Source organism: Enterobacter sp. B79-1, assembly GCF_057444735.1.
Map to the genome: position 1 here is coordinate 329,120 of NZ_JBYAZJ010000004.1, position 25,544 is coordinate 354,663.

A 25,544-nucleotide genomic window follows, 5' to 3' on the forward strand; every position below is an offset into this window, starting at 1 on the left:
AGTGGGTTTATGCGGGCTTGCATTCAATGCCAGATTATTATTCTGCTATAAAACGGCTACTCAGCACGCTACATTGATAATACCGCTTTCATATAGTGAGTCAGATCACACTCCGCTGCGTCCTGTCAGGGCATACAATCAATGTAAAAATAGTTAAATACCCTTTAATTACAATCAGATAAACTCTCTTTAGCACATTTTTGTATAAATAAGATTGCCATTTGACCTGTGTACCAATTCCCGATAAGTTGGAAATCCGCTGGAAGCTTTCTGGATGAGCGGCCTGCTCATCATATTTATGCAGTAATTGAGATTCCCTCTGAAGCAAGTCCTCAAACTTGTTTACCTGCGCGAAAGGATGAAAAAGAGGGCGAATGCGAGGTCCGCGTATGAAACGCAAACCCCGTCGCCATGCTCTTTCTGTGCCTGTGCGCCACGGTAAAGTTCAGTGGGAAGCCCGACGAGCCTGGGGAGGTTCACTGATATGTTGTACGATAAATCCCTTGAGAAGGATAACTGTGGTTTCGGCCTGATCGCCCACATAGAAGGCGAACCTAGCCACAAGGTAGTGCGTACTGCTATTCACGCACTGGCCCGAATGCAGCACCGTGGCGCCATCCTTGCCGATGGTAAAACCGGCGACGGTTGCGGCCTGCTGCTGCAAAAACCGGATCGTTTCTTCCGCATCGTAGCGGAAGAGCGCGGCTGGCGTTTAGCCAAAAACTACGCTGTCGGCATGCTGTTCCTGAACCAGGATCCTGAAAAGGCTGCTGCCTCACGCCGCATCGTCGAAGAAGAACTTCAGCGTGAAACCCTGTCGATTGTCGGCTGGCGCAATGTGCCAACCAACGAAGGGGTGCTCGGTGAAATCGCCCTCTCCTCGCTGCCTCGTATTGAACAGATTTTCGTTAACGCGCCTGCGGGCTGGCGTCCGCGTGATATGGAACGCCGTCTGTTTATCGCCCGCCGCCGCATTGAAAAACGTCTCCAGGACGATAAAGAGTTCTACGTCTGTAGCCTCTCTAACCTGGTGAACATCTATAAAGGTCTGTGTATGCCGGCTGACCTGCCGCGCTTCTACCTGGACCTGGCGGATCTGCGTCTGGAATCGGCCATTTGCCTGTTCCACCAGCGCTTCTCCACCAACACCGTTCCACGCTGGCCGCTGGCTCAGCCGTTCCGCTATCTGGCGCACAACGGCGAGATCAACACCATCACCGGTAACCGCCAGTGGGCCCGCGCCCGTACCTATAAGTTCCAGACGCCACTGATCCCTGACCTGCATGATGCCGCGCCGTTCGTGAACGAAACCGGCTCTGACTCCAGCTCCATGGATAACATGCTGGAACTGCTGCTGGCAGGCGGGATGGACATCGTGCGCGCCATGCGTCTGCTTGTGCCGCCGGCATGGCAGAACAACCCGGATATGGACCCTGAGCTGCGCGCGTTCTTCGACTTTAACTCCATGCACATGGAGCCGTGGGACGGCCCGGCTGGCATCGTGATGTCCGACGGCCGTTTTGCCGCCTGTAACCTGGACCGTAACGGTCTGCGTCCGGCGCGCTACGTCATCACCAAAGATAAGCTCATCACCTGCGCGTCTGAGGTCGGGATCTGGGATTACCAGCCTGACGAAGTGGTCGAGAAGGGCCGCGTCGGTCCGGGCGAGCTGATGGTTATCGACACCCGCGGTGGGCGTATCCTGCACTCCGCCGAAACCGACAACGATCTGAAAAGCCGCCATCCGTACAAAGAGTGGATGGAGAAAAACGTCCGTCGTCTGGTGCCGTTCGAAGATCTGCCGGACGAAGAAGTGGGCAGCCGCGAGCTGGACGACGATACCCTCGCAAGCTTCCAGAAGCAGTTTAACTACAGCGCGGAAGAGCTTGACTCCGTCATCCGCGTACTGGGTGAAAACGGTCAGGAAGCGGTCGGCTCCATGGGTGACGATACCCCGTTTGCCGTGCTCTCCAGCCAGCCGCGCATTATTTACGACTACTTCCGTCAGCAGTTCGCGCAGGTCACCAACCCGCCGATCGATCCGCTGCGTGAAGCGCACGTGATGTCGCTGGCAACCAGCATCGGCCGCGAGATGAACGTCTTCTGCGAAGCCGAAGGCCAGGCGCACCGTCTGACCTTTAAATCGCCGATCCTGCTGTACTCCGATTTCAAACAGCTCACTACGCTGAAAGAGGATCACTACCGCGCCGACACGCTCGATATTACGTTCGACGTGACCGAGGCGACCCTCGAAGAGACGGTGAATGCGCTGTGTGATAAAGCTGAACAGATGGTGCGTAACGGTACCGTTCTGCTGGTGCTGTCTGACCGCAATATCGCGAAAAACCGTCTGCCGGTACCTGCGCCAATGGCGGTGGGTGCTATCCAGACGCGTCTGGTCGATAAGAGCCTGCGCTGCGACGCCAACATCATTGTTGAAACCGCCAGCGCCCGCGACCCGCACCACTTTGCCGTGCTGTTAGGCTTTGGCGCGACGGCGATCTACCCGTATCTGGCCTACGAAACGCTGGCCCGTCTGGTGGATACCCGCGCGATCGACAAAGATTACCGCGCGGTAATGCTGAACTACCGCAACGGCATCAACAAAGGCCTGTACAAGATCATGTCCAAAATGGGCATCTCGACTATCGCCTCTTACCGCTGTTCGAAGCTGTTTGAAGCGGTCGGCCTGCATGACGATGTCGCAAATCTCTGCTTCCAGGGCGTGATCAGCCGCATCGGCGGCGCCGGTTTTGCTGACTTCCAGCAGGATCTGGTGAACCTGTCAAAACGCGCCTGGCTGGCACGTAAGCCGCTGGATCAGGGCGGTCTGCTGAAATACGTTCACGGCGGCGAATACCACGCCTATAACCCGGACGTGGTGCGCACGCTGCAACAGGCGGTTCAGAGCGGTGAATACAGCGATTATCAGCAGTACGCTGAGCTGGTAAACAACCGTCCGGCGGCAACGCTGCGCGACCTCATTGCCCTGAACCCGGGTGACGAAGCCGTCAGCATCGACGACGTAGAGCCTGCAACCGAGCTGTTCAAACGCTTCGATACCGCGGCGATGTCCATCGGCGCGCTGAGCCCGGAAGCCCACGAAGCGCTGGCGGAAGCCATGAACAGCATCGGCGGCAACTCTAACTCCGGCGAAGGCGGTGAAGACCCAGCGCGTTACGGCACTAACAAGGTCTCCCGTATCAAGCAGGTGGCATCCGGTCGCTTTGGCGTGACGCCTGCGTACCTGGTCAATGCCGACGTGATTCAGATTAAAGTCGCTCAGGGTGCTAAACCGGGCGAAGGCGGTCAGCTGCCGGGTGATAAAGTCACGCCTTACATCGCCAAACTGCGCTATTCCGTACCGGGCGTGACGCTGATCTCCCCGCCGCCGCACCACGATATCTACTCTATCGAGGACTTAGCGCAGCTGATTTTCGACCTGAAACAGGTCAACCCGAAAGCGATGATCTCCGTGAAGCTGGTTTCCGAACCGGGCGTCGGCACCATCGCTACCGGCGTGGCGAAAGCCTATGCTGACCTGATCACCATCGCCGGTTACGACGGCGGTACCGGCGCAAGCCCGCTCTCCTCCGTGAAATACGCGGGCTGCCCGTGGGAGCTTGGCCTGGTGGAAACCCAGCAGGCGCTGGTGGCGAACGGCCTGCGTCACAAGATCCGTCTGCAGGTGGACGGTGGTCTGAAAACTGGCCTCGACATTATCAAGGCGGCAATCCTCGGCGCGGAAAGCTTCGGCTTCGGTACCGGCCCGATGGTTGCGCTGGGCTGTAAATACCTGCGTATTTGCCACCTGAACAACTGCGCAACCGGCGTAGCTACCCAGGACGAGAAGTTGCGTAAGAACCACTATCACGGCCTGCCGTTCAAAGTGACCAACTACTTTGACTTCATCGCCCGTGAAACCCGCGAGCTGATGGCGCAGCTGGGCGTGAAACGCCTGGTGGACCTGATTGGCCGTACCGACCTGCTGAAAGAGCTGGAAGGCTTCACCGCGAAGCAGCAGAAGCTGGAGCTGTCTAAGCTGCTGGAAACCGCACAGCCGCATCCTGGCAAAGCGGTTTACTGCACCGAGAACAACCCGCCGTTCGATAACGGCGTGCTGAACGCGCAGCTGCTGCAGCAGGCGAAACCGTACGTGGACGACAAGCAGAGCAAAACGTTCTGGTTTGATATCCGCAACACCGACCGCTCCGTGGGTGCCTCCCTCTCCGGTTATATCGCGCAAACGCACGGTGACCAGGGGCTGGCGGCGGATCCGATTACTGCGCACTTCAGCGGTACCGCGGGTCAGAGCTTCGGCGTGTGGAACGCAGGCGGCGTTGAGCTGTACCTGACTGGTGATGCCAACGACTACGTCGGTAAAGGCATGGCAGGCGGTCTGCTGGCGGTGCGTCCTCCGGTCGGCTCAGCCTTCCGCAGCCATGAAGCGAGCATCATCGGTAACACCTGCCTGTACGGCGCGACCGGCGGTCGTCTGTTCGCAGCAGGTCGTGCGGGCGAGCGTTTTGCGGTGCGTAACTCTGGTGCTATCACCGTGGTGGAAGGCATTGGCGATAACGGTTGTGAATACATGACGGGCGGGATTGTTTGCGTAATGGGTAAAACCGGCGTGAACTTCGGCGCGGGCATGACGGGCGGTTTTGCGTACGTCCTGGACGAAGACGGTGAGTTCCGCAAACGCGTGAACCCGGAACTGGTGGAAGTGCTGGACGTTGAAACGCTGGCCATCCACGAAGAACACCTGCGCGGCTTGATTACCGAGCATGTGCAGCATACCGGTTCTTCGCGCGGTGAAGAGATCCTGGCGAACTGGCCTGCGTTCTCAGCGAAATTCGCGCTGGTTAAACCGAAGTCCAGCGATGTTAAAGCCCTGTTGGGTCACCGTAGTCGTAGCGCAGCAGAGCTGCGCGTGCAGGCGCAGTAAGGAATTCAGATGAGCCAGAACGTATACCAGTTTATCGACCTGCAGCGTGTTGATCCGCCAAAGAAACCGCTGAAGATCCGCAAAATTGAATTTGTAGAAATCTACGAGCCGTTTTCAGAAGGCCAGGCCAAAGCACAGGCAGACCGCTGCCTGTCCTGCGGTAACCCTTACTGCGAATGGAAATGCCCGGTCCACAACTACATCCCAAACTGGCTGAAACTGGCCAACGAAGGACGTATTTTTGAAGCCGCCGAGCTGTCTCACCAGACCAACACCCTGCCGGAAGTGTGCGGCCGCGTGTGTCCTCAGGACCGCCTGTGTGAAGGCTCCTGTACGCTGAACGACGAATTTGGCGCGGTGACCATCGGCAACATCGAGCGCTATATCAACGATAAAGCGTTCGAGATGGGCTGGCGCCCGGACATGACCGGCGTGCGTCAAACCGACAAGCGCGTGGCCATCATCGGCGCGGGCCCGGCGGGCCTGGCCTGTGCGGACGTGCTGACCCGCAACGGCGTGAAGGCGGTGGTCTTTGACCGTCATCCGGAAATCGGCGGTCTGCTGACCTTCGGTATCCCGGCCTTCAAGCTGGAAAAAGAGGTCATGACCCGTCGCCGTGAAATCTTCACCGGCATGGGCATTGAGTTCAAACTGAATGTGGAAGTGGGCCGCGACGTGCAGCTCGACGACCTGCTGAAGGATTACGACGCCGTGTTCCTCGGCGTGGGCACCTACCAGTCCATGCGCGGCGGTCTGGAAAACGAAGAGGCACCAGGTGTTTATGATGCCCTGCCGTTCCTGATTGCCAACACCAAGCAGATCATGGGCTACGGCGAAACCGCCGATGAGCCGTTCGTCAGCATGGAAGGCAAACGCGTGGTGGTGCTGGGCGGCGGTGATACTGCGATGGACTGCGTGCGTACGTCTATTCGTCAGAACGCGGCACACGTGATCTGCGCCTATCGTCGTGACGAAGAGAACATGCCGGGCTCTAAACGCGAAGTGAAAAACGCGCGTGAAGAGGGCGTGGAGTTCCAGTTCAACATCCAGCCTCTGGGCATTGAAGTGAATGCTAACGGTAAAGTGAGCGGCGTGAAGATGGCGCGCACTGAGATGGGCGCGCCGGATGCGAAAGGCCGTCGTCGCGCGGAGATCGTGGCAGGCTCCGAACATGTGATCCCGGCCGATGCCGTCGTCATGGCGTTTGGTTTCCGTCCTCACAGCATGGAATGGCTTGCGAAGCACAGCGTTGAGCTGGATTCACAGGGCCGCGTGATTGCACCTGAAGGCAGCGACAACGCATTCCAGACCAGCAACCCGAAAATCTTCGCCGGTGGCGATATTGTTCGCGGTTCTGACCTGGTGGTCACGGCGATTGCCGAAGGGCGTAAAGCCGCTGACGGTATACTGAACTACCTGGAAGTGTAAAAGATCGAGCCGGATGGAAAACCATCCGGCTTTTTTATGCGGTTAACAGGCTGGCGCGAACCTTCACCACGGCCTTTTTAATCTCTCCCACCGAGTCGGTGATGCACCCTGGCTTATGCGGCTCCCCCGGCATAAACACCACGAACATCCCCGGTCTTAACGCTACCGACTGCTCCCCTTCAATGCGGCTGCAAAGCTGATAATCCTCGGCGCTATGCATTTCCTCGCACCCGCGCGCGGACTCCGCAACGCCAAACAGAATCCGCTCTTCACCGGCTAACAGGAGCTGGATATCAATATACTCCGCGTGCAGCTCTGCCTTTTTCAGCTCCGGGGCTTGTGTAGCAAACTGCATAACATTCATAAAGATAGCATCACCCTGCAGTTCGTAGTGACCCGGCGCTTTCTCCTTTGGCCGGGCGGCAACCGCCAGCGTGAGAGCATTCACCAGTGCGGCGGGCAGGCCCGACGATGCCAGTGACTGCAGCTCTCCCATCATCATAATGCATCTCCTGTAGCTAACAGCGCCGCGCCCAATAGCCCGGCGTCGTGACGATAATGCGCCGCCCGAAGGGGCACCTGATACACTTCTGGCTCCTGCGATAAATAGGCTTTCACCAGAGGGAGATACCCTTCCGCCAGCCCCACGCTGCCGCCGACCACGATAACCTGACAGTCGGTAACGGCTTTAACGTCGGCGATCAGTCGCGCCAGCGCGTGTGCCGAATTTGCCACCAGCCTGCGAGCCTGCGTCGTATCCCGGCTGAATATCGCCTTTGCATCCAGCCCTGCCAGTTCGCCCTGCGCCTGAGCAGCAATGCCCCGGCCTGAGGCAATGGCTTCAACGCATCCTCTTCGTCCACAGCCACAAAGCGGCCCGGCGGGATCGGCCAGCGTATGCCCAAGATGCCCGGCCAGCCCCCCGCTGCCCGTCTGAAGTTTTCCGTTGAGTACAACGCCGCCGCCCACGCCAGTTGAAACCGTCAGGAACACCATATCGTCCCTCACGGGCAGCGCGCAAAACTCTGCCCATGCGGCGGACTGCGCGTCGTTAACCGCCGTGACCGGTAATTGCGTGGCAGCTTCCAGAAAGGCGACCAGCGGAAAGTGATCCAGGCCACCCAGGTTGGCCGGATTAATGGAGGTGAGCACGCCGTTATGAATAATCCCTGTCGATGCCACCGCCACGCGCCCGGCATGCCTTACCAGAGGTAAAACCAGGGCACGTAGCGCCTCCTCAAGCGCGCCCGGCGTCTGGCTGCCGGGGGTCGGGCACGCCCTGCGCATCAACAGAACGTCCCCTTCAACCAGGGCGGCAGCGAGCTTCGTGCCGCCAATATCAAGTGCCAGCGTCGTCATTTCATCACCTGCTCGCGTTTGACCGCGCCCGCAGGAAAGGCTCCGCTCAGCGGTTTACCGTCGATGGCGTCGTGAGTGCGCAGCGCTTCCGGCCTGATCCAGCGCTGAACGCGGGACGGCATATCGAGGCCGATCAACAGGATCACGACAAATGTCAGGCCAAAGGAGAGCGATCCCAGCGCGGTTCCCAGCTCCATCCGCTGGGACAGCAGAGCGCCGATCACCGGTGCAAGCGCCCCGCCCAGCGCGCCGACGTTATAGGTAAATCCAAGCCCGGCCGCCCGCTGGTCGGTATCGAAATAGCCGCCGATGAGCTTAGGTAAGATCCCGGAAATGCCCTGACCCAGCATCTGTTGGAAAAAGAGCAACAGCCCGAGCACCCAGATATTCGCGCCGCCGATCGCAAACACCGGAATAATAAGCAGCTGCGAGGCCAGCAGGCTGCAGACGTACGCTTTACGCGTGCCCAGCCAGTCGCCAAGAAAACCGCCTACGCAGCAGCCCACCGCCGCACCAAATCCGCTGAAGAACAGCACGCGGGCCACCGTAGCCGGATCGTAGGCCAGCTCCGTTTTCAAATAGGTTGGCAGCAGCGCCTGAATTGGCCATGAATAGAGAAAGGCAAACAACACCACAACCATCAGCGTTACGCCAGTAGGCCAGCGTTTACCGCTGCTTTGCACCATAAAGCTGATAAAAACGACGGCGCACAGCAGCCCCAGAATGACCACCATCCCAACGTTGTTTAGCTCTCCGGCAAAGCAGAGCCACAGCGCCGCACCGGCAAACAGCGTCATGGCAATATTGATTACGCGGTACTTACCGCGATAAAGAATATCGACCATCGTGCGTACCGGCGCTTTGCCAGCGTGCTTCGCCTTCCAGTCCTCGGCTTCCGGGATGTTTTTGCGCAGCCACAGGGCAAAGACGATAGGCAAGATGCCGATTAAGAACAGCGCGCGCCAGCCCCAGACGGGAACCACGAGGCTGTAGACCTGTGCGGCGATGACGGCCCCCACGGAGAAACCGGAAATCAAAAAGCCGCTCGCCTTGTTGCGCAGCTGCTTTGGCCAGCTTTCGATCACGTAGGTTGCGCTGGAGCCGTATTCGCCCGCCATCCCCATGCCGATCACCATTCTGGCGATAAACATGGTGACGTAGCCCGGCGCAAGCCCGCAGGCCAGGGTGCCGCAGGAGAAAAGAACAATGCTGGTAATCATCGCCAGCTTGCGGCCATAGCGATCGCCCATCGCCCCCAGCAGCAGGCCACCGAACCAGCGTGAGATAAAGGCCGCCGAAATCAGGCTCGCGGCTTCCACCGTCGTCAGGCCGAACTCGCTTTTCACTTCCGTCAGAACTAAGGCAATCAGTACAAAATCGAAGCCATCAAGCAAATATCCCAGCCAGGCAGCGGAGAAGGCACGCCACTGCGGGCGGCTAAGATGGCGGTACCACGGGATGCTTTGGGTAGATATACTCATTTCACTCTCCCGACGATTTCTCTGTCGTTTTGCCGGACAGCGGCTGTGCCTTGCCCGGCCTACGTAATGCGTTAGCGTTTTTCCGCCATTAGCTGCTCTGCCAGGGCTTTTAGCGCGGGCACGAATTTTTCGTCCACGGGTGAAAACGGCTTGCGGCACAGCGGTACCGAGACCACGTCCATATAGTGCAGCACCGTTTTCAGACCACGGAAGACGCCAGCGCCAATCAGCAGGTCGATAACCTTGTTGCACTCGCCTTGCAGACGCTGCGCGGTGGCGTTATCCCCTTCCCGAACCGCTTTAGCGATCGCCTGATAGCGCCAGCCCATAATGTTGTACGTACTGCCGATCCCTCCGTCAGCGCCTGCCAGCAGGCCGGAAGCGAAGATCTCATCGTAGCCGTTGTAGAGCACCAGATCCGGATGCGCGCGGCGGATCTGCTCCATCTGGAAGAGATCGCCAGAGGTTTGCTTCAGCGCGCCAACACCCGGCAGCGTCACCAGCGTGTTGATTTGGTCAAGGGTCAGTTTGACGCCGCTCAGCGCCGGGATGTTATAGACCACCATTGGCAAACCATCCGCGGAATCAATAATTGCACGGTAGTGGTCGCAGTGTTCTTCAAAGCTGAAGGGATAGTAGAACGGTGTGACGGCGGACACGGCGTCAAACCCAAAGCGGGCGGCAGCCGTTGCCAGCTGCTGGCTTTCAGCGGTGCTGACACAGCCAACATGGGCAATGAGGGTGATTTTCCCCTTCGCCTCATCCGCCACGATCTCCATTACCTGCTCGCGTTCTGAAAGGCTTTGCACAAAAGCCTCTCCCGTTGAGCCACCCACATAAAGCCCGTCGATGCCCTGCTCAATATTGAACTGCACCAGACGGCGCAGGCTCTCTTTATCCAGCATTTGCTGCTGAGTAAACGGGGTCAGGAGTGCGGCCATTACGCCGCGTAATTGCGTTGCCATAGTTACCTCAATCGAACGTGTGTTTGTTATAACGACATACCTTTATACCTGTTATACCAGATCAATTAAGCAGCAGTGGAATACAGAACGCTTATATTGCGATCTGCTTCACTAAAGGATCGTTATTTTTTGGCTTTTGTATGTTGGCCGAAAGCGTGCCAGGTGGCAGAAACGCTGTTGAGGTGGGTCTGGAGCGCGCGATCGGCCTCATCCGGATCGCGGCGGCGGATCGCATCGACGATCGCAATATGCTGGCGATAGCTGACTTCATTATGCTTATACAGCTCGGCATCCGGCACTTTTGGACGCGCGGCGATCAGCCAGTCGAGCAGCGCAACGTGGATCGCGTTAAAGATCGGATTGCCGGGGATCTCCGCCAGCACGCGGTGGAAATCGACGTCGGATCGAATAAACAGGGCATTATCATCCAGAGACTGGCTGTTGATCTCCAGCGCTTTTGTCAGCTGAGCGATTTGATCGTCAGTGGCAAACTCAGCGGCAAATCGAACGAGGCTGGATTCAAAGAACAGGCGTAGCTGCTCAAAATGGGCAATGCCGCCGGGCTGTGTCAGGAAATCTTTCGCCATGCCAGAAAGTTCGCTGATGATGGTATCGGCTGAAGGCATGGAGACGCGGGCACGTTCGCCGTTGTTGATCTGCACCAGCCCTTTACGCTTTAGCGCCGCCAGCGCCTCACGCACCGAAGGGCGGCCCACGTTGAAGAACTCCATCAGCTCGCGTTCGGAGGGCAGTTGTTCTCCCTGGGCGAACTCCTTGCGGCGGATCATCTGCTCCAGCTCTTCTTCCACCATATCAGACAGCTTTTTGCGCGCCAGCGGACGACGATGCAGGCTGCGGCCAATAGTTTCATCAGAGTTTTCAGCTTTAAGATCGGTCGGTTTCATTGCAGTCCGGTGCCATAGAAGGAAAACGGCTCATCATAACACAGGAAATTAGAGGGGGCGAAAAGGGGCAGAAAGCAAAACAGGCCCGGAGGGCCTGTTTGATTATTTCACAACGCGCAACGCCGGACGGCCACCGCGCGGAGGCGGATTGTCATCAGGATCGTTGTCGTCGTGATGATCGGGTTTATCGCCATCAATAATTGACATCACCGTGTCGCTTTCGCGCTCATCGGTAGCGTCATCATCGTTCAGGCTGGCAACATCTTCGTCATACGCCGCTTCCGGCTCAAACATGGTACCCGCACCGTTTTCACGCGCGTAGATAGCCAGTACGGCTGCCAGCGGCACAGAAACCTGACGCGGCACACCGCCGAAACGCGCGTTAAAGCGCACTTCGTCGTTTGCCAGTTCAAGGTTACCCACCGCGCGCGGCGCAATGTTCAACACGATCTGTCCGTCACGTGCATATTCCATAGGAACCTGCACGTCCGGCAACGTCACATCCACAACCAGGTGCGGCGTGAGCTGGTTATCCAGCAGCCATTCATAGAAGGCGCGCAGCAGATACGGACGGCGTGGGGAAAGTTGTGACATTTCCACAGTCATTAGCCTCGGCCGAGACGCATTTCACGTTCCGGCTCAGTCAGAGAAGCCAGGAAAGAGTCGCGTTCAAATACGCGCGTCATGTAGCCTTTCAGCTCTTTCGCACCAGGGCCGCTGAACTCAACACCCAGCGTAGGCAGACGCCACAGCAGCGGTGCAAGGTAGCAATCGACCAGGCTGAACTCATCGCTCAGGAAGAAAGGCTTCTGACCAAATACTGGCGCGATTGCCAGCAGCTCTTCACGCAGTTGTTTACGTGCAGCATCCGCTTCAGACGACGTACCGTTAACGATAACGTTCATCAGCGTATACCAGTCTTTTTCGATACGCTGCATGTACAGGCGGCTTTCACCACGCGCAACAGGGTAAACAGGCATCAGTGGCGGATGCGGGAAACGCTCATCCAGGTATTCCATAATGATACGGGATTCCCACAGGGTCAGCTCGCGATCCACCAGCGTTGGTACGCTCTGGCTCGGGTTGAGATCGATCAGATCCTGAGGAGGGTTATCCTTTTCCACATGCTCGATCTCAAAACTGACACCCTTCTCGGCCAGCACGATACGAACCTGATGGCTATAAATGTCAGTAGGACCAGAAAACAGCGTCATTACCGAACGTTTGTTGGCAGCGACAGCCATGAAAACCTCCAGGTATATTCAGAATTTTACTGCTACCGGCCCACCAGGGCCAGCCAGATGATGTATTGCCCATCCCAGAGAAAACACATTGTTCAAGAATCGAACAAAAATCGAGTATTCACCGATATTTGGGCAGAAAATTGGATGATAGTTTACCAGATTTTGATGGCTTTGTGGTGAGGGGATTCTGGAAATGTGGAAAAAGAGGAGATATATCAACTCATGTTGTGGATAACCTACGCATTATCCATAAAAAAACCCGCCGAAGCGGGTTTTTCGCCAATCGTTCTGCGTAAGCAGAATGGATTAACGTTTGGAGAACTGTGGACGACGACGTGCTTTACGCAGACCCACTTTCTTACGTTCAACCTGACGCGCGTCACGAGTAACGAAGCCAGCTTTACGCAGTTCAGAACGCAGGGATTCGTCGTACTCCATCAGAGCGCGGGTGATACCGTGACGGATCGCACCTGCCTGACCGGAGATACCACCACCTTTAACGGTGATGTACAGATCCAGTTTTTCTACCATATCAACCAGTTCCAGCGGCTGGCGAACTACCATGCGGGCAGTTTCACGACCGAAGTACTGTTCCAGAGAACGTTGGTTGATTACGATTTTACCGCTGCCCGGTTTGATGAACACGCGAGCTGCGGAACTTTTGCGGCGACCAGTGCCGTAGTATTGATTTTCAGCCATTGCCTATAATCCCGATTAGATGTCAAGAACTTGCGGTTGCTGTGCCGCGTGGTTGTGCTCGTTGCCTGCGTAAACTTTCAGTTTACGGAACATAGCACGACCCAGCGGGCCTTTTGGCAGCATGCCTTTAACCGCGATTTCAATCACACGCTCAGGACGGCGAGCAATCATCTCTTCAAAGGTCGCTTCTTTGATACCACCGATGTGGCCAGTGTGGTGATAGTACACTTTGTCAGTACGCTTGTTGCCGGTTACAGCAACTTTATCAGCGTTCAGAACGATGATGTAATCACCGGTATCAACGTGCGGAGTGTATTCCGCTTTATGCTTACCGCGCAGGCGACGAGCCAGTTCAGTAGCCAGACGGCCCAGAGTTTTACCGGTCGCGTCAACAACATACCAGTCGCGCTGTACGGTTTCTGGTTTAGCTGTAAAAGTTTTCATTAAAAGCTTACCCAAATAATAAGTTACACGTTGGTGAACACCCAAACGTTTAGTCAGTTGAGGCTCACACGACAAAGTCCGGCAAACCTACCCCTTCGAATAGCACATGCCGACACATAGAAAGTTTCGGGAAAAAAACCTTCTCGTAACGTGGGGTCGCAAGATTATAGAGAAGTTGAGGTCAAAGATCGACCCTTAAATGCGATTCAAATTGGGTTTTTCGAGGGTGTGGCAAATGCCGGGTGGCGGCTTCGCCTTACCCGGCCTACAGGGTTCCCTTCTCAGGGAGAGGGTGGCATTTTTTACGGCATATGCTCCAGCTTGAGGTATTCCTCGCTCTGCATCTCCTGCAGGCGCGACAGGCAGCGCTGGAACTCAAACTTCAGCCGCTCGCCCTGGTAAATCTCATATAAAGGTACCTCGGCGCTGACCACCAGCTTAACGTGGCGCTCGTAAAACTCGTCCACCAGCGCAATGAAGCGTCGCGCTTCGCTTTCCATCAGGCGCGTCATCACCGGCACATCCAGCACCATCACGGTGTGGAACAGGCGCGAAAGCGCGATGTAATCATGCTGGCTGCGGGCATCGACGCAGAGTGTCGCAAAGGAGACGGCCAGGGTTTGATTTTCTACGCCCTGAGTTTGTAAGGGACGGTGGTTAATTTCGAGTTCCGGGGTGCGCTCACGTTTTGCCCCCGCCAGCGCCAGCCACAGTTTATCCATCTGGTTTGTGGTTTCTGCGTTCAACGGCGAAAGCCACAAATGGGCCTGAGTCAGCGTGCGCAGGCGGTAATCCACGCCCGCGTCGACGTTCATGATGTCGCAATGCTGTTTTATCGCATCGATAGCGGGCAGGAAGCGCGCGCGCTGCAAACCATTGCGGTACAGCTCGTCCGGCGGGATGTTCGAGGTCGCCACGAGCGTAATCCCACGCGCAAACAGCGCTTTCATCAACCCGCCCAGCAGCATCGCATCCGTAATATCGGAAACAAAAAATTCGTCAAAACAGAGTACGTCCGTCTCCGCCTTAAAGCGGTCGGCCACAATCTCCAGCGGATCGCTTTTGCCCTGCAATGCCGTCAGCTCTTCGTGAACCCGCAGCATGAAGCGGTGAAAATGCAGGCGCTGTTTACGCGTGCCCGGCAGGCTCTGGTAGAACATGTCCATCAGCCAGGTTTTACCGCGCCCGACGCCCCCCCACATATATAAGCCACGTACCGACGCGTTAACCTGAAGTTCTTTTTTTCCCAACAACCGACCGAATGCCGCCTTCAGCCCACCGCCTTGCACCGCCTCTGCGGGTTTCGCTGTGAGCTCCTGATAAATCGTATCCAGGCGATTAACCGCTTCACGCTGGACGTCATCCGGCTGATGTGAGCCCTCGTTCAGGGCCAGTTGGTAACGCGATGAGGGGGACAGGCTTTGCATAATCTTATGGTTATTCCTTCGGTTATGACTCATCAGCAGGCGCGACTGATGAAAAAAAGGCCGTTCTACACTACGCGATGATACGTCAGGATTCCACTTCTGAAGAAATAGCGGTTATAGTGGCAATATCAGGCACAGGCAGGAGCCGAGCCAACACCCTACGGAACAACAAGACAACGGGAGAAGTTCATGACCTGGGAATATGCGCTAATCGGTTTAGTCGTCGGCATCGTCATCGGTGCTGTGGCCATGCGTTTCGGTAATCGCAAATTGCGTCAGCAGCAGTCACTGCAGTACGAACTGGAAAAGAACAAAGCCGAACTGGAAGAGTATCGTGAAGAGCTGGTCAGCCACTTTGCCCGTAGCGCCGAGCTGCTGGACAACATGGCGACCGACTATCGCCAGCTGTATCAACACATGGCGAAAAGCTCCAGCAGCCTGCTGCCGGAAATGACCGCAGAAACGAACCCGTTCCGCAACCGTCTGGCAGACTCTGAAGCAGGTAACGATCAGGCTCCGGTTCAGATGCCACGCGACTATTCGGACGGCGCGTCCGGCCTGCTGCGCGGTGGCGCAAAACGCGATTAATCGCAAAACATGAATAAATTTTACGGGCGCATCTCTTGCGCCCGTCCTTTCTTCCCGTCCCCAGCTATTATTTAGTCAAACACCTCATTGTTCAGCGGTTGAAAATTCAATAACATCAAGATGTTTTTGGGCCGTTCTTCTTTCATTCCAGGATACGAGAGTCAGCATCAATGAAGAAAAAAAACCAGCTGTTGAGCGCTTTAGCGTTAAGTGTCGGGTTATCTCTCTCGGCGTCCTTCCCTGCCCACGCGGCACTGCCTTCGCAGGTGCCGGGACAGGCAGCCATTCCTAGCCTCGCGCCGATGCTGGAAAAAGTGCTGCCCGCCGTGGTCAGCGTCCAGGTCGAAGGCACCGCGCGGCAAAGCCAGCGCGTGCCGGAAGAACTGAAGAAATACTTCGGTGATGAATCTCCCGACCAGCAGGCGCAGCCATTTGAAGGATTGGGCTCTGGGGTGATCATTGATGCGGCCAAGGGCTATATCCTGACCAACAACCACGTGATCAGTCAGGCGGATAAGATCAGCGTCCAGCTCAATGATGGCCGCGAATTTGACGCCAAACTGATCGGCGGCGATGACCAGAGCGATATTGCGCTGCTGCAGATCCTCAAACCCAGCAACCTGACGCAGATTACCATTGCGGACTCCGACACGCTGCGCGTGGGCGATTTTGCCGTCGCCGTCGGTAACCCCTTCGGCCTGGGCCAGACTGCCACCTCCGGGATCGTCTCCGCACTTGGGCGCAGCGGCCTGAACCTGGAAGGGCTGGAAAACTTTATTCAAACCGACGCGTCTATTAACCGCGGTAACTCGGGTGGTGCCCTGCTCAACCTGAACGGTGAGCTTATTGGTATCAACACGGCGATCCTCGCGCCCGGCGGCGGCAGTATCGGGATTGGCTTTGCCATACCGAGCAATATGGCCAAAACCCTGTCTCAACAGCTCATTCAGTTTGGTGAAGTCAAACGTGGACTGCTGGGCATCAAAGGGATGGAGATGAGCGCGGATATCGCCAAAGCCTTTAACGTCAACGTCCAGCGCGGCGCGTTTGTCAGCGAAGTGCTGCCAAATTCCGGGTCGGCGAAAGCAGGCGTGAAATCCGGCGACGTCATCGTCAGCCTGAACGATAAACCGCTGAACAGCTTCGCAGAACTGCGTTCTCGCATTGCCACCACCGAGCCTGGCGCCAAAGTGAAACTCGGTTTGATTCGCGACGGCAAACCGCTGGACGTTGAAGTCACGCTGGATAAGAGCACCTCTTCTTCCGCCAGCGCGGAGCTTATCGCCCCGGCCCTGCAAGGCGCGACGTTAAGCGACGGCCAGCTTAAAGACGGCACGAAAGGCATTACTATTGATACCGTCGAGAAGAGCAGCCCTGCCGCACAGGCGGGATTGCATCAGGATGATGTCATCATCGGCGTGAACCGCACTCGCGTGCAATCTATTGCAGAAATGCGCAAGGTGCTGGAAAGTAAGCCAACGGTCATTGCCCTGCAGGTTATGCGTGGCAAAGAGACTATCTATATTTTATTGCGCTAAGCATTTGCGACCCCGGACATCACCGCTGCATGTGATGTCCGGAAAACTCATGTTATGCTGCAAACCGTTCATTTTTTAACGACACGCGCATCATGCTTTTAAAGCTCTTTCGTTCCATTGCTATCGGTTTGATCGTTGCTGGCCTGCTGTTGGTGGCTATGCCGTCTTTGCGTCAGTTCAACAAACTGACGGCCCCCCAGTTTGACAGTACGGATGAAACGCCAGCCACTTACAATCAGGCTGTTCGCCGTGCCGCACCCGCCGTGGTCAACGTTTATAACCGAGGACTGAATACCTCGGCCCATAACCAGCTGGAGATCCGCACGCTCGGCTCCGGCGTAATTATGGATGAACGTGGCTACATCATTACCAACAAGCACGTGATTAACGATGCCGACCAGATTATCGTCGCCTTGCAGGATGGTCGCGTATTTGAAGCATTACTCGTGGGCTCGGACAGCCTCACCGACCTGGCGGTTCTTAAGATCAACGCCACGGGTGGCCTGCCCACCATTCCGATCAACCGTAAACGCACGCCACATATTGGCGACGTCGTGTTGGCGATTGGTAACCCGTACAACCTGGGCCAGACTATTACCCAGGGGATTATCAGCGCCACCGGTCGAATCGGCCTGAACCCGTCTGGGCGGCAGAATTTCCTTCAGACCGATGCCTCTATCAACCACGGTAACTCCGGCGGCGCGCTGGTGAACTCACTGGGTGAGCTCATGGGCATCAATACCCTCTCGTTCGATAAGAGTAACGATGGCGAGACGCCGGAAGGGATTGGTTTTGCGATTCCGTTCCAGCTGGCAACCAAGATCATGGACAAGCTCATTCGCGACGGGCGCGTGATCCGTGGCTACATTGGTATCGGTGGACGTGAAATTGCGCCGATGCATACCCAGGGCGGTGGAATCGACCAGATTCAGGGGATCGTGGTGAATGAAGTGTCGCCTGGTGGCCCGGCCGCGAATGCGGGGATTCAGGTTAATGATGTCATTGTGTCGGTTAATGGCACGCCAGCCGTTTCTGCTCTCGAAACGATGGATCAGGTGGCGGAAATCCGCCCTGGCTCAATCATCCCTGTTGAAGTCATGCGGAATGATAAGAAGCTGACGATTCAGGTGACGATTCAGGAATACCCGGCGACAAACTGATGTGTATAAAAAAACCGAAGCCTGTGCTTCGGTTTTTTTTGCCGGGTAGCGCTTACGCTTACCCGAACTACAAAGGGAGAGAACGTTTTACTTGTTAACGAACTCTTCGCCCAGAGTGATATCTTTCTTCAGCGTATCCAGCATGCCTTCCATCGCGTTTTGTTCAAACGCGCTCAGCGTACCAATGGATTTGCGCTCTTCAATACCGTTTTTGCCCAGCAGCAGCGGCTGAGAGAAGAAGCGAGCGTGTTCGCCGTCGCCTTCAACGTAAGCGCATTCAACAACATTTTTCTCGCCCTGCAGAGCACGAACCAGAGACAGACCGAAACGCGCCGCCGCCTGACCCATAGACAGGGTTGCCGATCCGCCACCCGCCTTCGCTTCCACCACTTCGGTGCCCGCGTTCTGGATGCGTTTAGTCAGGTCAGCCACTTCCTGCTCGGTGAAGCTCACGCCTGGGATCTGCGACAGCAGAGGCAGGATCGTCACGCCAGAGTGACCACCAATAACCGGCACTTCCACTTCCGTTGGCTGCTTGCCTTTCAGCTCAGCGACGAAGGTGTTGGAACGGATGATATCCAGCGTGGTCACGCCGAACAGTTTATTCTTGTCGTAAACACCCGCTTTCTTCAGCACTTCTGCTGCGATAGCGACGGTGGTGTTCACCGGGTTAGTGATGATACCGATACAGGCTTTCGGGCAGATTTCAGCGATCTGCTGAACCAGGTTTTTCACGATGCCCGCGTTGACGTTAAACAGGTCAGAACGATCCATACCAGGTTTACGTGCCACACCCGCAGAGATCAGTACGACGTCAGCACCCTGCAGCGCAGGACGCGCATCTTCACCGGAGAAGCCTTTGATTTTCACAGCGGTCGGGATGTGGCTCAGGTCAACCGCCACACCTGGGGTTACCGGAGCAATATCGTACAGGGAGAGTTCTGAGCCTGAAGGCAGTTGGGTTTTCAGTAGTAGGGCAAGCGCCTGGCCGATACCACCAGCAGCGCCGAGGACTGCAACTTTCATCCTAAACTCCTTATTATGGTTAACTTTAAGTATCTGTAACTCCGTTGCGGCGACCATAATTCAGCGAGTAAATAATTACAATTTTCGTAGCTAAAGAATTTGAGGTCGCGCGTCTTTCACCTTCGCCTGAATGCTATCGGGCAGCGGGCAGCAACGAAATAAGAGGTGGTTACAATACACCTTGCCACACCACCAAAACAACATCATTTTGATAACATTTAATTTACTTTTAAGCTTATTTGCGCGGCGTGACCCAGGCATGTTTTCCGATAACGAAATCTGATAAAATCGCTCCCTTTCATAACATTATTTCAGCCTGGCACCAGGTAGATAGTTTGCATAAAAATTCATCCACATGCATAATAATGTTGTTTCTATCGTCATATTCCGGGTGACTTATGCGAAGCTCGTCTAAGCAAGAAGAATTAGTGAAGGCGTTTAAAGCGCTACTCAAAGAAGAGAAATTCAGTTCTCAGGGAGAAATTGTTCAGGCGTTGCAGGAACAAGGCTTCGAAAACATCAATCAGTCGAAAGTCTCCCGTATGTTAACCAAGTTTGGCGCAGTGCGTACCCGCAATGCCAAAATGGAAATGGTCTATTGCCTGCCTGCTGAACTTGGCGTGCCGACCACCTCCAGCCCGCTGAAGAACCTGGTCCTCGACATCGACTATAACGATGCCGTGGTGGTTATCCACACCAGTCCGGGCGCGGCGCAGCTGATTGCTCGCCTGCTGGACTCATTAGGTAAAGCGGAAGGAATCCTCGGCACCATCGCTGGTGATGACACCATCTTTACCACCCCGGCAAACGGTTTTTCGGTGAAAGATCTCTACGAAGCGATTCTGGTCCTGTTCGAACAGGAACTGTAATCCTCCTCCCCGCGGCCTGCTGCGGGGATTGTTCTGCCCCCGTTACGTTATTCCCTCTTTTCTACTGCCCCTTACTTTGACAAATAGTGCTTTTTACCAGCCATTAACATTCATCTGGTGAATACTCAGGCGCAAAACCGCACAAAATATCAAAGTACTATATCCCTATGATTTTATTGACTTTAACATTATAAGTTGATGATAAAGCAACCATTTTTATGCATTTTGGTTATATAAATCTTATCCGTTAACACGTAATAACACATGAAACAATTAGCCTGGTATTAATTTATCGCGTTATTAGTGTATACTTGATTTTGTGATGAGGGTCACAAAGCAAGACCCCACTAAAAAATTCGACGAGGTAAAGAATCATGAAAATCAAAACTACTGTAGCGGCTCTGAGTATCCTGTCTGTCCTGTCATTCGGCGCTTTTGCGGCTGATTCCATCAACGCAGATCAGGCGCAATCCCGTGAGGCAATCGGCACGGTGTCTATTGGCGCGGTCGGTACGTCTCCGATGGATATGCATGAGATGCTGAACAAGAAAGCGGAAGAAAAAGGTGCATCCTCTTATCGCATCATTGAGGCGCGTAGCGGTGACACCTGGCACGCAACTGCTGAACTGTATAAATAAACCCTCGTCGTATCTGCGCATACGACTTGCCCCTGGCCTCACGGTCAGGGGCTTTTTTTAATGTCGCGCATTAAAACGCAACTGTCCTTCCAACTCTTCTTCGGCTTCATCAAACAGCAGGATCAGCGCGCCAAAGCGTCTGCGCAGCTTGTCGGGCAAATGAATGAACTCGATCTCCAGCGGTAAGGGCAACTGACTGCCGGTAACCACATCCCACAGCGTATCCAGATTGGTGACGCTTTCCCGCTCCAGGTTGAATACCCGGGTAAATTCTCGATAAAAGTCGTCCTGACTGTCGATTTCGTCAAAATCAAAGGTATACGTTTTCATTGCCAGCCACCCGGTACAGGCGGGCGGAATATGCCGCCCTGTCTATTATAATCCCCCGATATGCAGGGTTTTGACTTCCAGAAACTCTTCCAGCCCCAGCACGGAACCTTCGCGCCCCAGCCCGGACTCTTTTACGCCGCCAAACGGTCCCAGTTCGGTGGAGACGGCACACTCGTTAATCCCAATCATTCCGCTTTCAATCGCCTGTGAGACGCGGAACACGCGCGACAGGTTCTGAGTATAGAAATAGGCCGCCAGCCCGTAAGGCGTGTTGTTGGCGCGCATAATCACTTCATCTTCCGACGTAAACCGGAAGCAGGCTGCCACCGGTCCAAACGTCTCCTCTTCCGCCAGCTTCATTCCTTCATGACAATCACCGAGTACCGTGGGCACCCAGAAGTTGCCGCCGAGGGAATGCGCTTTGCCGCCTGCCAGCACCGTGGCGCCTTTTGCAACGGCATCTTCCACATGTTCGCGTACTTTATCGACGGCGGAACCGTCAATCAGCGGGCCGACAACGACGCCCTCTTCCAGACCGTTGCCGACTTTCAATGCGTTTACCGCATCGGCGAGCTGGTTCACAAACTTGTCATAGACCGTTTCCTGAATATAAAAACGGTTTACGCTGACGCAGACCTGCCCGGCATTGCGAAACTTGTTCGCAATCGCGCCCTTAACGGCTGCATCAATATCTGCATCCTCAAAAACGATATAGGGCGCATTGCCCCCCAGCTCCATTGACACTTTCTTCATCGTCTCGGCAGCGTTGCGCACCAGGGTTTTCCCCACAGAGGTTGACCCGGTGAACGAGATTTTGCGCACATCATGGCTTGCCATGATCGCGTCGCTGATTTCATGCGTATTGCCCGCCACCGCATTGAGTACGCCGTCTGGCACACCGGCCTGCTTCGCCAGTGTGAGCAGTGCAAAAGCGCTCAGCGGAGTATTGTTGGCGGGTTTGATCACGCCGGTACAGCCTGCGGCCAACGCCGGACCGAGCTTGCGGGTGAGCATCGCCATAGGGAAGTTCCACGGCGTAATGGCGGCAACCACGCCGATAGGTTCGCGGGTCGCCAGAATGCGGGAGCCGGGTTTAACCGGAGGGATAATTTCACCGTTCGCGCGCTTGGCCTGCTCAGCAAACCACTGGATAAAGCTGGCGGCATACTCCACTTCGCCCTCGGCTTCTTTCAGGGGCTTGCCCTGTTCAGTGGTCATTAGCCGTCCAAGCCAGCTTTTGTTTTCGATAATCAGCTCATACCAGCGGTAGAGGATCGTCGAACGCTCCTTCGCGGTTTTGGCGCGCCACGCGGGGAAGGCTTTGGTCGCGGCGGCAATCGCTTCTTCGGTTTCCGCTTTACCGGCTTTCGCCACTTTGGCGATCACCTCACCTGTCGCCGGGTTCAGCACGTCAAACGTGGTGTCGAGTGTTTTCCAGATGCCGTTAACAAGATATCCGTTTTGAAAAAGAATGTTGTCCTGGAGAGCCTGGGTAGTCATGTGTCCTCCCTTCCTGAATGTAAGAGCCTGCAGAACTAAGTATAGCCACAAAAAAACCGACGCTTTTGGCGTCGGTTTTTAATCTCACTTAATTGTCAGTCAGGACATTCTGGTAGCGATGGAGCATGAAGACCAATCGCCCAACCGGCTCGGTTACCTGAGGCGGCGCGTCCCAGACCTTAAGCTTCTCCTGGTAGATGTCTAACTCTTCAAGCAGCTGTTTAAAATAGCGACGCCGTTTGTCATCGCTGGACGCCGCGATCACATGGTCAGCCGTGTGGCGCAACTGCCGGTGGAAGGCAGACAGATCGTCGTTAACCGGCACAGGCGCATTCCGCAGGCGCTGGTGCGCGATGATCATGGTTAACGCCAGACGGAACCTGGCAACGTCCCCCGGAAATTTATTGAGCAGCAGGAAAAGCTGCTGATAAAGCGCCGGAAGGTGGTTCTCTTTACGGCGTGCGGCGTTGGTTGTCATAGATGAAACGGCAGCCGAAACAAACTGATTCAACAGCACACGACCGGTCCGCGCCTGAGAGTTATCCCGCACCAGCAGAATCACCATCATCGCCAGGAAACAGCCCACCAGCTGACCTAACGCGCTGTCGAGGAACTGGCTGAAATGGAAGGTCATCGGGTTATCCAGCACAATAATGTTAATGGTACTGGCCAGCGCCCCCAGCGATCCCAGGCGGCGCTTCTGCACTTCTATCCCAATAAAGAATGCCATTACCGCCAGGCTAATACAGAGCAGAAGCATGCTTTGCTGCGTCGATGGGATAATCACCAGGAAGTAGAGCGCACCAATGGGCAGTGCGGCAATGGTGCCGTAGAGAAAATCGATAGCGACCATGCGCGGGTTGGGCAGACGCATCGCCAGTGCGGTAACGACGGCAATCATGACCATCGCACCGCTACCGGACGTCCAGCCGGTCCACAGCCAGAACAGCGTGCCGAGCATGCAGGCCAGCGTGGTACGCCAGAAGTTGACCATGGCATGATGGCGCTCGGCGGATTCCGGCTTGATCACCACTTCGCCCTGCAGCACCTCTTCTTCCGCCGCGCTGATTTTGGTATTACCCGTCACACCGCGCTTAAGGAGCAGGTAGCGCGTCGCAGCCCCAACCCAGGTATAAATCGTCACCGGCGTATCGCGCTCCCCCGTCCAGGCGATAACGCGACGCATGCGTTTGAGCTGTCGGTGCACGTCCTGCACCGTTTCGACCGGCTCGTCAAAGAGCTCACGGAACGTGTCCGTTACCACCTCCGGGCGGGTATTCTGAATCAGATAGGTTTCGCACGCCTGGGTGATCAGCGTTAAGGAAACGGTATTGATCGCTTTCAGGCGACGGTTGGCGCGTTCCCAGCGCGAAGATTCCATATTGAGGTTGCTGCGCATCCCCTCCAGCGCCTGCGTGCGGCGCACCAGGCCGCTCCACGCTTTATCGACCTCTTCGCTGTCACCGTGCTTGATGCACAACTGCATCAACTGGTACTGGGCAACAATCAGCGCGTCGAGCTCACGGTCCACTTCCTGCTTGATGGAGCGCGGGGAGAAAAGCAGGTCCGCAACGATCGCGCAGACGATACCAATGACAATCTCGCTGCAGCGTTCAACCGCAAACTGCGGAGCAAGCAGCGGTTCGGACTGAATGGTGATGACAATGATCAGCGCGGTATAGCCCGCCAGCCCCCATGCGTAGGAGTTTTCAACTTTGACCAGCGACGAGACCCAGGTGCAGAACCCTGCCCAGATACAGCACACCATGATCATCAGCAGAGGGGTGCGGATCATCAAAATAATGATGGTGAGCGCGGCGAAACAGCCGATAAACGTCCCGACGATACGCAGCATACCGCGGTAGCGGATGGCGCCAGAGTAGGGTTCACCGCCCGCGGCAAAGGCGGGGCCAGCCGCAACGATAGCTGCCGTCAGCACCGCCCAACGGGGCGTTTCCAGCTGGAAGTGAAAGCCGACAAACAGCGCCAGCACGATGGCACATGCCAGCTTCACGGCGAAGCGAATGTGCTGGCTGGCGATGGAAAAGAGTCCCATAACGATTAACCAAACTCGCGCAGGCGGTGGGCGATTTTACGGAAAATAGAGTCCTGGCTGGCATCGCGGTCTTTTTCCCCGGTGATGACCACCGTTGCCGTGGTGCCCGCAGGCCACAGGTTCCCCTGCTGCTCATCAAGATGGATACGTACCGGCACGCGCTGCGCCAGACGGACCCATTCCAGGTTAGAATCCACCGTCGCCATCCCTTTGGTATCGTTAGAGCTACTGGAGTTGGTGACCCCTGCCGCGACGCTGTCGACGGTACCTTTAAACACACGGTTGCTGCCGAGCGGCGTGATCTCCGCGCGATACCCTGGACGTACCCCTTCCAGCTTGGTCTCTTCCATATAGGCGAGCACGTAGAAAGAGTGCTGTTTAACCAGCGCTACGGCGGTGGAGCCACGGGTAATGAATTCCCCGGCATAGACGTTCAGGTTGGTGACCCAGCCATCGGACGGCGCGCGGATCACAGTGCGTTCGAGATCGAGCTTCGCCAGATCGCGCGTTGCTTGCGCTTTCGCCAGCTGGTGCAGCACGGTTTGCAGCACGTTGTTGGACTGATCAATCTCTTCGCGGGACATTGCCTGAACGCCCAGCTGGTTACGGCGACCGGCTTCACGGCGTTTCTCCGCAGCCAGCGCCTGGTAATAGGCCACGTCCGCTTCCGCTTCTTCTAACGCTTTTTGATAACGGGGCTGGTCAATGGTGAACAGAACCTGATCTTTTTTCACCAGTTGGTTATCGTGGACGTTAACCGCGGTGATAAGACCGGCCACGTCGGGGGCAATCGCCACCACATCGGCGCTGAAACGCGCATCGCGCGTCCACGGTGATTCCGTGTAATAAACCCAGGCGCGGAAAATGGCGATAAACGCCAGAACGACCAGCGCCATAGTGATGGCAGTGCGGGAGACTTTTCTTATTAGCGTTTTCACATCA

Annotated in this window: 22 protein-coding genes; 7 read left to right on the plus strand and 15 right to left on the minus strand. The window is 55.9% G+C overall.

Translation table 11 applies throughout. The features are described from left to right. Positions 1-484: 484 nt before the first annotated feature. Entirely contained in the window at positions 485-4,945 is a 4,461-nt protein-coding gene (gltB, locus tag AC2T6E_RS14490; RefSeq protein ID WP_108416117.1) for a glutamate synthase large subunit, read from the plus strand. A 9-nt stretch (positions 4,946-4,954) separates the two neighbouring features. Beyond that, positions 4,955-6,373 carry a glutamate synthase small subunit gene (locus AC2T6E_RS14495; RefSeq protein ID WP_148401070.1) on the plus strand — a complete coding sequence of 473 codons (1,419 nt, stop codon included), beginning with the start codon at positions 4,955-4,957 and terminating at the stop codon, positions 6,371-6,373. Between the two features lie 34 nt (positions 6,374-6,407). On the opposite strand, the gene nanQ is transcribed toward AC2T6E_RS14495, so the two are convergent. The 10 genes from nanQ to zapE form a co-directional block, all read right to left on the minus strand. After that, complete coding sequence (nanQ, locus tag AC2T6E_RS14500; protein ID WP_486692280.1) at positions 6,408-6,875, minus strand: N-acetylneuraminate anomerase; 468 nt, start codon at positions 6,873-6,875, stop codon at positions 6,408-6,410. Continuing rightward, positions 6,872-7,732, minus strand: a complete 861-nt coding sequence (gene nanK / locus AC2T6E_RS14505) for an N-acetylmannosamine kinase (RefSeq protein ID WP_486692282.1) — start codon at positions 7,730-7,732, stop codon at positions 6,872-6,874. The genes nanQ and nanK overlap by 4 nt, the downstream gene beginning before the upstream one ends. Continuing rightward, positions 7,729-9,213 (minus strand): MFS transporter, encoded by a 1,485-nt coding sequence (locus tag AC2T6E_RS14510; protein WP_214594697.1) that lies wholly within the window; start codon positions 9,211-9,213, stop codon positions 7,729-7,731. The genes nanK and AC2T6E_RS14510 overlap by 4 nt, the downstream gene beginning before the upstream one ends. A 71-nt stretch (positions 9,214-9,284) precedes the next feature. Then, positions 9,285-10,178, minus strand: a complete 894-nt coding sequence (nanA, locus tag AC2T6E_RS14515; RefSeq protein ID WP_108416113.1) for an N-acetylneuraminate lyase — start codon at positions 10,176-10,178, stop codon at positions 9,285-9,287. A gap of 122 nt (positions 10,179-10,300) precedes the next feature. Further along, positions 10,301-11,083, minus strand: coding sequence for a transcriptional regulator NanR (nanR, locus tag AC2T6E_RS14520; RefSeq protein ID WP_120159704.1), 783 nt, complete (start codon positions 11,081-11,083; stop codon positions 10,301-10,303). A gap of 102 nt (positions 11,084-11,185) precedes the next feature. Continuing rightward, positions 11,186-11,683 carry a ClpXP protease specificity-enhancing factor gene (gene sspB, locus AC2T6E_RS14525; protein ID WP_108416522.1) on the minus strand — a complete coding sequence of 166 codons (498 nt, stop codon included), beginning with the start codon at positions 11,681-11,683 and terminating at the stop codon, positions 11,186-11,188. 5 nt (positions 11,684-11,688) lie between these two features. Next, a complete protein-coding gene (gene sspA, locus AC2T6E_RS14530; protein WP_010436114.1) occupies positions 11,689-12,327 on the minus strand; it encodes a stringent starvation protein SspA in 639 nt (212 codons plus the stop codon). Between the two features lie 306 nt (positions 12,328-12,633). Then, a complete protein-coding gene (rpsI, locus tag AC2T6E_RS14535; protein ID WP_003860436.1) occupies positions 12,634-13,026 on the minus strand; it encodes a 30S ribosomal protein S9 in 393 nt (130 codons plus the stop codon). 15 nt (positions 13,027-13,041) lie between these two features. Further along, complete coding sequence (gene rplM / locus AC2T6E_RS14540) at positions 13,042-13,470, minus strand: 50S ribosomal protein L13 (RefSeq protein ID WP_006178824.1); 429 nt, start codon at positions 13,468-13,470, stop codon at positions 13,042-13,044. Between the two features lie 302 nt (positions 13,471-13,772). After that, on the minus strand, positions 13,773-14,897 hold the full coding sequence (zapE, locus tag AC2T6E_RS14545) for a cell division protein ZapE (RefSeq protein WP_486692287.1): 1,125 nt from the start codon (positions 14,895-14,897) through the stop codon (positions 13,773-13,775). Positions 14,898-15,086: 189 nt separating this feature from the next. Here zapE and zapG point away from each other — a divergent pair, with 189 nt between their 5' ends. The 3 genes from zapG (at position 15,087) to degS (ending at position 18,183) form a co-directional block, all read left to right on the plus strand. After that, the gene (gene zapG / locus AC2T6E_RS14550; RefSeq protein ID WP_010436126.1) at positions 15,087-15,485 is read left to right on the plus strand and encodes a Z-ring associated protein ZapG; all 399 of its coding nucleotides are present in this window, start codon (positions 15,087-15,089) and stop codon (positions 15,483-15,485) included. Positions 15,486-15,655: 170 nt separating this feature from the next. Further along, entirely contained in the window at positions 15,656-17,023 is a 1,368-nt protein-coding gene (gene degQ, locus AC2T6E_RS14555; RefSeq protein ID WP_010436128.1) for a serine endoprotease DegQ, read from the plus strand. A gap of 92 nt (positions 17,024-17,115) precedes the next feature. After that, positions 17,116-18,183, plus strand: coding sequence for an outer membrane-stress sensor serine endopeptidase DegS (gene degS, locus AC2T6E_RS14560; RefSeq protein ID WP_089598450.1), 1,068 nt, complete (start codon positions 17,116-17,118; stop codon positions 18,181-18,183). Between the two features lie 87 nt (positions 18,184-18,270). Here the strand turns inward: degS and mdh are convergent, their stop codons facing one another. Beyond that, a complete protein-coding gene (gene mdh / locus AC2T6E_RS14565; RefSeq protein ID WP_010436131.1) occupies positions 18,271-19,209 on the minus strand; it encodes a malate dehydrogenase in 939 nt (312 codons plus the stop codon). 398 nt (positions 19,210-19,607) lie between these two features. On the opposite strand from mdh, the gene argR reads away from it, so the two are divergent. Both argR and yhcN read left to right on the plus strand, forming a co-directional pair. Next, positions 19,608-20,078, plus strand: a complete 471-nt coding sequence (gene argR / locus AC2T6E_RS14570) for a transcriptional regulator ArgR (RefSeq protein WP_010436133.1) — start codon at positions 19,608-19,610, stop codon at positions 20,076-20,078. Between the two features lie 374 nt (positions 20,079-20,452). Further along, positions 20,453-20,716, plus strand: a complete 264-nt coding sequence (gene yhcN / locus AC2T6E_RS14575) for a peroxide/acid stress response protein YhcN (protein ID WP_010436136.1) — start codon at positions 20,453-20,455, stop codon at positions 20,714-20,716. A gap of 57 nt (positions 20,717-20,773) precedes the next feature. On the opposite strand, the gene AC2T6E_RS14580 is transcribed toward yhcN, so the two are convergent. From AC2T6E_RS14580 to aaeA, 4 genes are all read right to left on the minus strand, one after another. Beyond that, positions 20,774-21,046: a barstar family protein gene (locus AC2T6E_RS14580; protein WP_010436138.1), complete on the minus strand. Its 273-nt coding sequence runs from the start codon at positions 21,044-21,046 to the stop codon at positions 20,774-20,776. Positions 21,047-21,091: 45 nt separating this feature from the next. Then, positions 21,092-22,546, minus strand: coding sequence for an NAD-dependent succinate-semialdehyde dehydrogenase (locus AC2T6E_RS14585; RefSeq protein WP_042715202.1), 1,455 nt, complete (start codon positions 22,544-22,546; stop codon positions 21,092-21,094). A gap of 88 nt (positions 22,547-22,634) precedes the next feature. Next, positions 22,635-24,602 (minus strand): p-hydroxybenzoic acid efflux pump subunit AaeB, encoded by a 1,968-nt coding sequence (gene aaeB, locus AC2T6E_RS14590; protein ID WP_108416110.1) that lies wholly within the window; start codon positions 24,600-24,602, stop codon positions 22,635-22,637. Between the two features lie 5 nt (positions 24,603-24,607). Continuing rightward, entirely contained in the window at positions 24,608-25,540 is a 933-nt protein-coding gene (gene aaeA / locus AC2T6E_RS14595; protein WP_042715204.1) for a p-hydroxybenzoic acid efflux pump subunit AaeA, read from the minus strand. Positions 25,541-25,544 lie beyond the last annotated feature (4 nt).